The following is a 12,581-nucleotide window of genomic DNA, read 5'->3' on the forward strand; positions in this document are numbered from 1 at the left end:
GGCGAGGATCCAGGCGGTCGGCTCAGGACGCTTGAGCACCTTGGCCATGTTCGGCGTGTACTGGGAAATACTCACCCCGTACGACTTACTGTTGGCGTAGCCGAAACTGGCCATCTTGCTGTTGACGATGTAGGTCTCGGTGCCGCCCCAGGCCAGCAGGAACGGACGGAATTCCTTCGGCGAACGGAAGGTTGCCGGGCCGTTGTCCTTCTCGCGCCAGCCGGTGACTTTGGTGTCACGCACGAACAGCTGACCGTCGTTGACCAGGAACGAACCGGCCTCCTGCGACAGGCGCAACTCCTGGGTCTGGCCGTCGATTTCAAGGATGCCTTTGCGGCCGACCACGATCGGCAGCTTCGCCAGATACACGCCCGGCGCGGTTTCGCTGAAGTACTGTTTTGGCAGTTTCTGCGCCAGGTCCTTGAGGTTCAGGTAACCGTCGTCGACGAAGATTGCCTGCGGGATGCCGTGCTGACGCACCACCCACTCGGCCATCTTGTTGTCGCCGCCGATGAAGTCCTTCAGCGCGTCTTCCTGCATCATCCGGCGCACGCTGATCTTGCCCGGTTTGCTGCGGTCGATTTTCGCGGCAGCCGCCTCGGCGGTGTAGCCGGACAGGTCGGGCAATTTCGGCTTGGCCAGTTCCAGCGCCTCGGTCGGCGCGCTGCTGACGGTGTAGGTCTTGGCTTGTTGCAGCTCTTTGGCGGTGGTCACCGGTTTGCCCTGTTGAGGCACAGCCGGTTCCACCGTGGCGAAGGCGCCAGCGGAGGCCAGCAGCATGGCGCCGGCCAACAGGCTGAGCGAGCCTTTCCTTGCATGGTGCATGTCGGGCACTCCCTTGGCGGTTTGCATCAGAAGCGCCAGATCACGTCGATGAACGCGCGGTGCATGTACGAATCGACCTGGCTGCCATAGGCATCACCGGGCTTGAACACGCCGCCACGGAAACGCACCAGCGCCGACGGTTCGTCGATCGACTGGCTCAACGCCGCCGGCAACAGGCCCTGCTTGAAGTACTTGGTCACCACCAGGTCCATTTCCTGACCCAGATCCTTGTTGCCATCCTGCAGCGGCAGCGAAGTGCTGGAGAGGATCGCGCCGGTGACGTCGTCGGTGTTGTTTTCCACGGCGTTGATGCCGTTGCTGCCCACCGGCTTGTTGCCGTCCACGCGCCAGAACTTGTGGTAGATCAGGCTGGCGTCGTACTGGTCGTTGAGCATCCACGAACCGAACAGGGTCGCGGTCTGCATGTTGTTCATTTCGCCACGGAACGCTTCGCCGAAACGGTGCACGCGCGAGCGGGTCCCGGTGTAGTTGGAGCGGTTGCTCTCCAGACCGTTCTGTTGGTAATCGGCGCTGGCACGGGCGTAGGCCGCACCGACCTGCCACTGCGGATCAAGGCGCAGACGCACGCCAAGGTCGGTGGCCCAGCCGTTGATGTCATCACTGCGCTTGGCTTGCGCCGGACGGCTGCCATCAGCGTTCAGCGGGTTGACCGAATCGAGGTCGCCGCTCATGCCGGTGATGCTGCCCCAGTAATTGACGGTGTTGGTGTTGCGCCAGTTGTAGGCGTCGCTGTCGGCGGTCAGGCCGAGCCAGCTGATGTCGCCGTTCTGGGTTTTGTCGAGGGTGTCGCGGGGCACGCCCGGTTCGGCGTAATCGAGCTTGCCGTTATCGTGGGTGTGGTGGCCGCGAATGCCGACCCAGTTGCCCGGGGTCCACTGGTAAGCGGCATCGGCGTAGGCGTGCAGGCGATCCTTGTCTTTCGGCGCCAGCTCTTTGAGGTCGGTGCGGTATTCGCTGAAGCGTTCGGCGACACCGGCGTTGGCGCGCAACAGGGTGGTGTCGAAGGTCCAGTTCAGCGCTTCGATGTTGGTGTCGCGCCATTGCCCGTCGTCGTTACGCAGGCGCTGGCGACCGAGCTTGAGCATCTCGCCGGGGTACGGCGTCAGGCCGCTGTAGCCGACCCAGAATTCGCGCATCGCCAGGTAGTTCTTCTTGGTCTTGCGATCACTGTTGTCGGTGGTTTCGGCACCGTCGGCTTGCTGCAGAGTGTCGGTCTCGATGATGTCGGTCGAGGTCACGGCCTGACCCATGGCGTAGGCGCTCCACGCGCCGCTTTCGCCGTAGATCCATGGACGCAGGTCGAGGCCCACACCGTTGACGTCGCCACCGGGTGCGGTGCCGAGGTCGCGGTCGTCTTCGGACTGACCGGTGATTTTCACTTCCAGGCCGAAGTTCTTCGATTCAGTCATCGCGGCCAGTGTCGGGCAAGACCAGATCAGCGCGAACGTGAGGCCAATACCGGCCTTCACAAAGGGATTCAACTTCATAGGGATTCCTCGCCGTCTTCTTCTTGCAGGGCGTGCAGTTGCAGCGTGTTCTGGTTCAGGGCGCCACGGCTGGCCTGCTCCTGTTGCAGCAGGCGCTGGGCTTCGGCCAGACGCTCGGGCGGCAGTTGCGCTGCGAGGGTGGTCGCCAGTTCGTCGGCTTGCGGGGTGTTCTGCGCCTTGGCCAGTTGGCTGAATACATAGGCGTTGAGCGGGTCGGGCTTGGTGCCCTTGCCTTGGGAAAACAGTTGGGCGATGGCGAAATCGGCGCTGTTCTGGCCGTTGCGCGCAGCGGTCAACAGGTGGTCGAGAGCTTTCTGCGGATAGACCTTGCCCAGGTAACCCCGGCGATAGATCTGACCGAGGTAGTAGTCGGCGGCGACTTCGCGGCCGACGGCTTTCTGGAAGTGTTCTTCGGCGACTTTGGCGTCGGCCGGCACTAGTTTGCCCTCGTAGTAGAGCTTGCCCAGCAACAGTTCGGCGCGCGGCTGATCGGCGGCGCCGCCGTTGTCGAGGTACTGCATCATCTGATCGACGTCGCCCAGTTCCGGGAAGTCGTACAGCAATTGCGCGAGGGTTACCCACGATGCCGGGTAGCCCGGAGCGATTGGCTCAAGCAGCGACTGCGCGGTTTTCTCGTCGGTCTTGCCCAGGGTCGAATCGGCCAGCACGCGGGCCACCGAATCGACACGCTGCGCGCTGACGCTGCCACGGCTGTAACCGGCCTGCATCTGCTTGATCAGCTCGGCCTGTTGCTCCGGCTGGGCACGTTTCTGATAGACCGTGGCCAGTTCGACGTAGCAGATGTCGGTGGTGGTGAGCGCGGCCTTGCAGATTTTTTCCACGTCATCCAGGTGCTGGTCGTAAGTGCCCTGGGTGCGATACAGCAACACCTGCGCCAGACCGGCTTCCGGGTAGCCGGATTTGCGCCACTGATCTATCTGCTGCTGCGCGTTGATGTTGGGGAAGCTGTGCGGGTATTGCAGGTACAGCATCGCCAGCGGGATCAACGTATTGCCTTCGCCATTGGCGCCTGCTTTTTTCAGCAGACTTTCGGCTTCGTGGTGCTCGGCTTCGGTAGAACCCGGCTTGGCCACCAGCAGGCGACCGAGGCGAGCCTGGGCCCGTGGCGATACGTCGGCGGCGGCGCGATAGGTCGCCTCGGCCTGCTTGATCTGCTCGGGGTCGCGGCTGTCGACCTGAATATCGGCGAGGCCGACTTGCGCTTCGCTATAACCCAGATCCGCCAGTGCGCGGTAGTTCTGCGCGGCAGTGGCGGTGTCGCCACGCTTGAGCGCTTCGTTGGCCAGGCGTTGGTCGGGCAGGCCGGCACAACCGGCCAGACTTACCGCCAATGCAACGGCACACAGCGGACCCATGTGGGAGCGGGCTTGCTCGCGAAGGCGGTGTGTCAGCCCACACTGATTTTGAATGTTGAACCGCATTCGCGAGCAAGCCCGCTCCCACAAGGGCTGCGGCGTGTTCAAAAGAGTAGGAATCGTCACAGGCATGTCCTCGACTTAAAGACCGGCAGCCATGGCTTTGTCGATCAGCCAGTTCAGGTTCGGGCCACGGTCGCTGTTCACTTCCACCGGGCGGCCGGCGAAGCTGCTGTCCAGCGGTTCGTCAGGCTGGATCTGCACGCGGATGTCGGAGGACAGATCGGCGCTTTTCAGGCTGGTGCTGCTGACGATCTTGCCGGTGCGGGTCTGGTCTTCGCCGGCGATCTGGAAGCTCACTGGCGTACCCGGACGCACGTCGCCGAACTGGCGATAAGAGAAGCGTGCATCGACGGTGGCCTGGGTGTTGCGCGGCACCAGAGTGAAGATCACATCACCCTTGCTCGCGTACTGACCGTCCGCCACCAGTTGCTGGGCCACGGTGCAATCGCACGGCGAAGTCAGGGTGCCGGTCATTTGCTTGCCGAACAGTTCTTCAACCTTGGCCGGTTGCAACTGGTCTTCGTCCAGATGGCCCTTGAGCACGTCGAGCATGCTGGTGCTGAAGGTCGCCAGCGGGGCGCCTTTGGCGGCGACGCCGTCGGACTTGACCAGGCTCTGCACGGTGCCGTCACGCGGCATGGTGATGTTCATTCCCGGCACGCTGACCAGACCTGCTTGCGCGTGGCTGACGAAGTACATGCCGTACACCGACTTGAAGACGAAGCCGAAAGCGACTAGGCCAATGGCGAAAATGCCAGCGCTGAAGGTCACGGCTTTCAGACGCCCGAACGGGGTCATGCCGCTGCCGCCGTCCTTGACCTTGCGCGCCTTGGTGAAGTTGTCGCGCTGCAGGGTCGCCAGCACTTCACCCATGCTGACGATGTCGCCGGCCAGGTGCGACGTGATCAGGTGGCGCAGGGTGGAAATGTCCTGCGGCTCAAGGTTCTGGAACTGGCAACCGGCGCGGCCGGTCTGGCGGTCGTAGGAGCGGATCTGCAGCTCGACGTCCATGGCCAGGCCGAGGTTGTCGATGACGAATTGCAGGCGTGCCTTGTGCACCTCACCCACGGTCAGCGGCATCTGCCCGGCGTTGAACGCCAGACCACCGGCGGACAGGTCGAGGACCCGCGCTTCGAGCGGCGTCCGGTCGTGGCCGAAAAAGCGCAGTTTGGCCGGGATTTTCACTCGGGCGTGCTGACGCTGGGCTTCGGATTCATGCACTACGTTGGCGTTGACGGCGGTATTCATAGGGGCGATTTCCTTGTTAATTCAATAAGGGGGCGGTCAGACCATCATCAGCAGCACGGCGACGAAAATGCTGCCGGCGGAGAAGGTCATGGTCCGAGACGACCAGGTGTTGAACCAACGTTGAAAGCTGGCGAGATCACGGGTCAGGGAAGTGGGTTGGCGCGTCCAGGATTGCTGGTCGAGGCGGAAGAACACGTAGATCTTCACCAGCGCACCAACGATCTGGTTGTAATAGAGAATCGCCGGGTAAGCCGGGCCGATCCGGTGACCGGAGCAGGACAGCAACAGGGTCAGAATCAGCCGGGTGATGCCGATCCACAGCAGGTAGGCGAGGATGAACGCGCCGCCGTACTTGAAGCTGGCGATGATCGCCACGGTCAGGCCGAGCAAGGATGTCCACATCGACACGCGCTGGTCGAACAACACCACCGAGGTGAAGGCACCGAGGCGTTTCACACCCAGGCCCAGCGCTCGCGAGTTCTGGCGCAGGTTGTTGCCGTACCAGCGGAACATCAGTTTGCGGCTGGCCTTGATGAAGCTCTTTTCCGGCGGATGCTCAACGGTGTTGATCGCGGCATCCGGCACGTAGAAGGTGTCGTAACCCAGGCGCATCAGGCTGAACCAGCTCGACTTGTCGTCGCCGGTCAAAAACTTGAAACGGCCCAGGCGCCAGTGTTGCAGCGAGTCGCTTTCGACGTCGGCGATGAATTCCGGATCGGTGACCACGGTGGCGCGGAATACCGACATGCGCCCGGTCATGGTCAGCACTCGCTTGGACAGGGCCATCGAGCACATGTTGATGTGACGCTGGGCGAAACGCAGCTTGTGCCATTCGCTCATGATGTAGCCGCCGCGCACTTCGCAGAATTCGTTGGTGGTCAGGCCACCGACATTGCCGAATAGCTGGAACCACGGCACGGTCTTGCGCACGGTGCCTTCGCCGAGCACGGTGTCGCCGTCGATCACGGCCACTACGGCGCGCTCGTCTGGCAGGTGGCGGGAGATCGCGCGGAAACCGTAGGCCAGGCCATCACGTTTGCCGGTGCCGGGAATGCGCACGAAGTCGAGCTTCACCCGCTCTGGCGGATTCATCCGCGCCCACAGCGCTTTCACCAGCAGTTCATCGGACATTTCGACGATCGAGCAGACCACGGTGGTCGGCAGTTCGCAGTCGATGGCTTCGCGGATCACCGAGCTGTAGACCTGCGCGGTGGTCAACGCGTCGATACGGAAGCTGGTGACCATCAGAAACACATGCGACGGGTCCGCCGCCTTACCCAGCTTGCGCACTTTGCGGCGCAGATGCGGGTAGACGATGTAGAGAAAAATCATGCCGCGCACAAAGTGCGTTGCACCCATCGAGTAACGCCAGATACCCACGGCGCCAATCAGGAAAATAAAGTCCTTCGACTCGGAGTCGAACGTGGACGTGGGCAGCATCAAGGCCAGGCCCAATAACAAACTGAGGTAAAACAGCCAACCGGCGGCCTGAAGTAGGCCGTGCTTTAGCCTGTGCATAATCTGCATCCGTCTCTATCTCGGGCGAGCCCGATGGGGTTAAGGCAGGCTTACAAAAAACTGCGATGTCACACGCAATTCGGGCGAACCCTGTGTAGGAGCTGCCGAAGGCTGCGATCTTTTTATCTTCCGGTTTCACTCAGAACTCAAGCGAGCCGGGTAAAGATCGCAGCCTCGTTTCACTCGTCAGCTCCTACAGGGGGCGTCGGAATCGGGCGAACCCTGTGTAGGAGCTGCCGAAGGCTGCGATCTTTTGATCTTTACGGGTTCACTCAGGACTCAAGTGCGCCGGGTAAAGATCGCAGCCTTCGGCAGCTCCTACATTTCGCGTTCACACATGGGTTGCGCGCCGCCTATGGTCTACGTGGCGGCGCGCAACGTCTGTGTTACCAGCAGATACCTTCGGTGCGCGTACCGGCGTTGGTGGCCTTGGCCATGAAGCCGACCAGGTCGATGACCTGTTTGCCGTGCGGCGCCTGTTGGGCCAGTGCGCGGAATTTCTCGTCGCGGTTGCCGAGGATGATTACGTCGGAGTTGTCGATCACCGAATCGAAGTCCGCGTTGAGCAGGGACGACACGTGCGGGATCTTCGACTCGATGTAGTCCTTGTTCGCGCCGTGCACACGGGCGTACTCGACGTTGCTGTCGTATATGCTCAGGTCGTAGCCCTTGCCGATCAGCATTTCAGCCAGTTCCACCAGCGGACTTTCGCGCAGGTCGTCGGTGCCGGCCTTGAAGCTCAGGCCGAGCAGGGCGACTTTGCGTTTGTCGTGGCTTTCAACGATGTCGAAGGCGTTCTGCACTTGCGATTCGTTGCTGCGCATCAGCGAGTTGAGCAGCGGCGCTTCGACGTCCAGGGAACCGGCGCGGTAGGTCAGGGCGCGCACGTCTTTGGGCAGGCACGAACCGCCGAAGGCGAAGCCCGGGCGCATGTAGTACTGGGACAGGTTGAGGGTCTTGTCCTGGCAGACCACGTCCATCACTTCACGACCATCGACGCCGACCGCTTTGGCGATGTTGCCGATCTCGTTGGCGAAGGTCACTTTGGTCGCGTGCCAGACGTTGCAGGTGTACTTGATCATCTCGGCGACCGCGATGTCCTTGCGGATGATCGGCGCGTCGAGTTCTTCGTACAGCGATTGCAGAACATCGCCCGAGGCCTTGTCGAATTCGCCAATGACGGTCATCGGTGGCAGGTCGTAGTCCTTGATCGCGGTGGATTCACGCAGGAATTCCGGGTTGACCGCGACGCCGAAATCGACACCGGCCTTCTTGCCCGAGCAGTCTTCGAGGATCGGGATCACCACGTTGGCGACGGTGCCCGGCAACACGGTGCTGCGGACCACGATGGTGTGGCGAGTGGTTTTCTCGCGCAGGACAAAACCGATCTCGCGGCACACAGCCTCGATGTAGTTCAGTTCCAGGTCGCCGTTCTTCTTGCTTGGCGTACCGACGCAGATCATCGACAGGTCGGTGTCACGGATCGCCTCGGCGAAGTTGGTTGTACCGCGCAGACGACCGGTCTCGATCCCTTGCGCCAGCAGTTCGCCCAGACCCGGTTCAACAATCGGCGATTTGCCGGCGTTGATCATATCGATCTTGTCTTTGGCAACATCGACGCCAACCACGTCATGGCCCCGTGCAGACAGGCAACCGGCACACACTGCGCCAACGTAACCCAAACCAAATATGCTGATGCGCATCGCAATTACCTCTGTGTTTTATCAAGCCATTAAATGGCCGGAGTTAATGGTGTTCAGCGGTCATAGTGCACTCGAAAGTGCGGCATACAGGCGCCACAATGCCGTGTGCAGGCATACTAAGTTTCGAGTGTCTAAATAAGTGCACTCAAGATGTGCGCAACTAGGCCTTAGTTGTTATGACTTGCCCTGTTATGCAGCCGATCTTCTTTTCGGAAGATGCTTGTGCATGTGTCTAGTCCACCCGATGTCGGGCGTAAGGCCCGTAGATCAAGCGGTTGGGTGCTCAGGCGAGCACGTTTACAGGGGCGCAGCCTTGGCCGTGTAGAGGATATTTATGGTGCGTTTCACCTATCCATCGTTAGTTGATCAGATGAGTGAACCATCTAGGCAAGTTGCTGTGACAACTTGGTTACATGGTTCTCCGCTCTGCGTAAGTTATCTCGTACAAACTCGGCGAGAATCGTTACCGGTGGTATGAGCTATGCATTTGGACATAGTTCCTACCCACTCATCGCGAAATCTGAAATTTTTTGAAATATTGCCAAAGATGGCACTGGTCTCAATTTGATAGCACTTTCGATTTGGGCCTTTAGTTACCGGTGTGTAATCGAGCCCGATAGTTTTGTGCCACTACCGTAAAAAAATTTACGTGCCACTACTGAAAAAAACTGCGGCTGTCGAGTGAAACTAAAATTAGAATTGCAGGGGACGATTTTATGGCGCCAATAAAACGGCGAAATGGGGCGGGGGATTTTTGACGTCGTGCGAGCTGCACGACTCTTTATAGAAAGAGTCGTGCAATGGGCATGCTTTATTCCGGGGCGTGGTCGCGCAGAAACACCAGATTGTCCGGTTTCGACTGCTCGGCGCTGTAGCGATAACCCTGCACATCGAACTGCTTGAGCAGGGCGGGATCGTTGATTTTTTCCTGGATCACGAAACGGCTCATCAGGCCACGGGCCTTTTTCGCGTAGAAACTGATGATCTTGTACTGACCGTTCTTCAGATCCTTGAAATCGGTGTTGATGATTCGCGCATTCAGCGCGCTGCGCTTGACCGCCGAGAAGTACTCGTTGGAGGCCAGGTTCAGCAGCACGTCATCGCCCTGTTCGGCCAGCGCTTCGTTGAGCCATTCGCTGATGCGGGTGCCCCAGAACGCGTAAAGGTCCTTGCCACGGGCGTTGGCCAGTTTGGTGCCCATTTCCAGACGATAGGGTTGCATCAGGTCCAGTGGACGCAGCAGGCCATAAAGGCCGGAGAGCATGCGCAGGTGCTTTTGCGCGTAGTCGAACTGGGCTTCGCTGAATGATTGCGCGTCGAGTCCGGTGTACACGTCACCCTTGAACGCGAGCAGGGCCTGCTTGGCGTTTTCCGGGGTGAAGGCGGGCGTCCAGCTGCCGAAACGCGCGGCGTTGAGGCCGCCGATCTTGTCGGACACATGCATCAGTTCGCTGATTTGCGCCGGGCTCAGTTCACGCAGTTGCTGGATCAGCTCCTGGGAATGGTCCAGGTATTGCGGCTGGGTGAAGCGCTGGGTCGCCGGCGGTGTTTCGTAATCGAGGGTCTTGGCGGGGGAAATCACCATCAGCATGAAGTCGTCTCCTTTAATCGTGGGGCGATTCTAGGGGGTTGTCCCTGTTGACTCCAGCTATCAAGCCCATAGGTGATCGACGGCTCGCCACATTTCCCTGTGGCCGTGTCAGTCGCCATATTTGCTGAATGACACACCGCATTCGGGAGCAAGCCCCCTCCCACAGGGAATCGGAGTGGCTGAGGGGAATCGCGCGGGATCAGCTATAGTGCCGCGCGGGTTTGGTTATGGAGACACCCCTTTGCGCATTGTTCTTTTATTCACCGCGTGGCTGTTGAGCTTCGGGGCCATGGCGGCACCGGGTGATGTGGCGACGCTGGATCGCAGCACCTGGCCGGAGCAACTGAGCAGCCCGACGCTGTTCGACGTTGCTTCGCGCGCGGAAATCCTCATGTTCGCCCGTGGCCTGCTCGGCACCGAAGCGCTGGACGAGGCCGCGCTGGCCAAGCGACTGGGGCTGCGCACGGTCAATGTCGACGCGATCAGCAGCCTGCGTCAGCGGCTCTGGGAGCGACTGTTGGCCAACTACAACTTCGCCCAGCAGAGCTGCGATCAGGACGCCTCGTTCTGCTTCCTCGTCGAAGACCTGCCAACCCTGCGCGAGCAGGCCGCCAAGTTCGTGGTCAGCGATGACAGCTATTACACCAAGTGGGCCGAGCCGAGCCGCTTGTTTCATCTGCAGTACCTGGACGAGCTGATGCGCAAGGCTGCGCTGTCGCCGCAGACCAGCAGCGAAGTCGATCATTTCGGCGACTACGAGCGCAACGGCGACGAGATGCATGACCGGCTGTTTCTGCTGAGTTTCGACAGCGCCGCCAATCTGCAGCCGGACAACACCGACTGGATCGCTGACTACCTGCGCAAATCCAACCTCAGCGGCACGTTCTTCGTGTTGGGCAAGGATGTGCAGGCGCGGCTGGCGGATCGCTCGGTGAGCAACCTGCAATCGGAGTTCTCGAAACAGTGCGTCGGCGTCCAGGGTTGGGAGTTCCGCTCCCACAGCCACTGGCAGGACTGGCAGGACTCGGTGCGCCGCAGCGCCGATCTGGTCAAGAACAAGTTGCCGGAGAACTACATGCCGCTGTTCCGTCCCCCCGAGGGTCAGCGCCGCAGCGATGCTGGCAGCTTCTTCCGCAATCAGGGCCTGCAAGTGGCGCTGTGGGACATCGATGCCCAGGACGGCGCCGGCAAGCTCAAGGGCGCACAGAGTGCGCAGCGGGTGCTGACGCTGATGCTGTTGTGGCGTCACGGGGTGATCAATTTCAACATGAAACAGGACGCGGTGAAGACCGCGTTGCCGTGGCTGATCACGCAAACCGCGCAAAGCGGCATCGGCTTTGAAGACTGTCAGGACGGGTTTCGCTGACAAACGGAAAAAGCCCGGAAACATTGGGCTTGGGGCGATTTTTCTAGAGAATTCGATGCAGGCGGACTTCCGACTTTAGCGGGGTCTGGACAGTCCGCCAAGGGCTTTTCGTCACTCTGCAAAATAAACTTAAAAAAACCGTCAAAGTGCTTTTTTATGTCATGGGTTTTGGAGTATTACGAAGACAGACCGCCGAAACCTGCAACACAGGTGGCGTCTTCCAAGACTCCTTTTGTGTGCAGTTCATCCAGGCCCTCGTGGATGAGTTCGGCAGTCACTTCGAGGCGCAGCACCGCCCAGGTATTGCGTCGAATGGCTCCCACAAAGGTGACCGAGTATGGATGATCACGGACGTAGCCCTTCTTCCAACCAGCCAATCCTTTATGTACTCGATACCAACGTATTGATTCACGATCCAAATGCCCTGCTGAATTTCGAAGAACACCACGTCGCGATCCCGATGACCGTGCTCGAGGAGCTGGACAAGCTCAAGAGCGGCCATCACAGCGTTGCCGCCGAATGCCGCCAGGCGATCCGGCTGATCGACAAGACCCTGGGCGATGCCTCCCCCGAGGACGTCGAGCTGGGTGTGCCGATTCAGCGCGGCAAGGGCGGGCCGAAGGGCTTGCTGTCAATTCTGATGAGCAAACAGGCCGAGTCGAACCTGATTCTGCCCGAGCATCTGAACGACAACAAAATCATCAACCAACTGATCGACCTGCACACCCGTGATCCGAAGAAGGCCGTGGTGCTGGTCACCAAAGACATCAACATGCGCCTCAAGGCGCGCGCCTGCGGGATCGCGGCCGAGGACTACAGCACCGACCAGTTGGTCGACGACGTGTCGCTGCTGCCCAACGGCTATCACAACATGACCGGCTCCTTCTGGGACCGTGTGAGCAAGGTCGAAACCCGTCAGGATCACGGCCGCACCTGGCATCAGGTGCAGTTGATCGACAACCTGCCGGCGGTGCACATCAACGAGTTCATCATTGACGAACAAGGCTTTGTCGGCTGGATCAAGGAAATCCAGGAAGACAAGCTGCTGATCCTCGACCTGCATCAGGAACCGCTGCTGCATCAGGAAGCTTGGGGCCTCAAGCCACGCGACATCTATCAGAGCCTGGCGCTGTATGCCTTGCTGGATCCGGACATTCATCTGGTCAACCTGTCGGGTGCCGCCGGTTCCGGTAAAACCATTCTGGCGCTGGCCGCGGCCATCGAGCAGACCATGGTCAGCAAACGCTATCGCCGGATCATCGCAACCCGCAGCGTGCAGGGCCTGGACCAGGAAATCGGCTTCCTGCCCGGCACCGAAGCGGAAAAAATGGAGCCTTGGCTGGGCGCCATCACCGACAACCTCGAAGCCTTGCACTTGGATGA

The 12,581-nt window shown here is 60.2% G+C and carries 8 protein-coding genes and 1 pseudogene; 2 read left to right on the plus strand and 7 right to left on the minus strand.

Annotated elements, in window-relative coordinates; all coding sequences use genetic code 11:
- The 7 genes and pseudogenes from ACIOUG_RS25290 to yaaA all read right to left on the minus strand — a co-directional run.
- Positions 1-825: pseudogene (locus ACIOUG_RS25290) on the minus strand (right-handed parallel beta-helix repeat-containing protein); the annotation flags it as partial.
- A 26-nt stretch (positions 826-851) separates the two neighbouring features.
- On the minus strand, positions 852-2,333 hold the full coding sequence (locus ACIOUG_RS25295) for an alginate export family protein (protein WP_401069676.1): 1,482 nt from the start codon (positions 2,331-2,333) through the stop codon (positions 852-854).
- The gene (algK, locus tag ACIOUG_RS25300) at positions 2,330-3,835 is read right to left on the minus strand and encodes an alginate biosynthesis TPR repeat lipoprotein AlgK (protein WP_401069678.1); all 1,506 of its coding nucleotides are present in this window, start codon (positions 3,833-3,835) and stop codon (positions 2,330-2,332) included. The genes ACIOUG_RS25295 and algK overlap by 4 nt, the downstream gene beginning before the upstream one ends.
- Before the next feature lie 15 nt (positions 3,836-3,850).
- Positions 3,851-5,020 carry an alginate biosynthesis protein Alg44 gene (locus ACIOUG_RS25305; RefSeq protein ID WP_003221862.1) on the minus strand — a complete coding sequence of 390 codons (1,170 nt, stop codon included), beginning with the start codon at positions 5,018-5,020 and terminating at the stop codon, positions 3,851-3,853.
- 36 nt (positions 5,021-5,056) lie between these two features.
- Positions 5,057-6,538: a mannuronan synthase gene (gene alg8, locus ACIOUG_RS25310; protein ID WP_401069682.1), complete on the minus strand. Its 1,482-nt coding sequence runs from the start codon at positions 6,536-6,538 to the stop codon at positions 5,057-5,059.
- 386 nt (positions 6,539-6,924) lie between these two features.
- The gene (locus ACIOUG_RS25315) at positions 6,925-8,241 is read right to left on the minus strand and encodes a nucleotide sugar dehydrogenase (protein WP_401069684.1); all 1,317 of its coding nucleotides are present in this window, start codon (positions 8,239-8,241) and stop codon (positions 6,925-6,927) included.
- A gap of 811 nt (positions 8,242-9,052) precedes the next feature.
- Positions 9,053-9,832 carry a peroxide stress protein YaaA gene (yaaA, locus tag ACIOUG_RS25320; RefSeq protein WP_007965214.1) on the minus strand — a complete coding sequence of 260 codons (780 nt, stop codon included), beginning with the start codon at positions 9,830-9,832 and terminating at the stop codon, positions 9,053-9,055.
- Positions 9,833-10,121: 289 nt separating this feature from the next.
- Here yaaA and ACIOUG_RS25325 point away from each other — a divergent pair, with 289 nt between their 5' ends.
- Complete coding sequence (locus ACIOUG_RS25325; RefSeq protein WP_401069690.1) at positions 10,122-11,198, plus strand: polysaccharide deacetylase family protein; 1,077 nt, start codon at positions 10,122-10,124, stop codon at positions 11,196-11,198.
- 337 nt (positions 11,199-11,535) lie between these two features.
- Positions 11,536-12,581 (plus strand): PhoH family protein (locus ACIOUG_RS25330; RefSeq protein ID WP_401069687.1); only part of this gene is annotated, 1,046 nt, incomplete at its 3' end.

Source organism: Pseudomonas sp. NPDC087803 (assembly GCF_044742995.1).
Taxonomy (GTDB): domain Bacteria; phylum Pseudomonadota; class Gammaproteobacteria; order Pseudomonadales; family Pseudomonadaceae; genus Aquipseudomonas.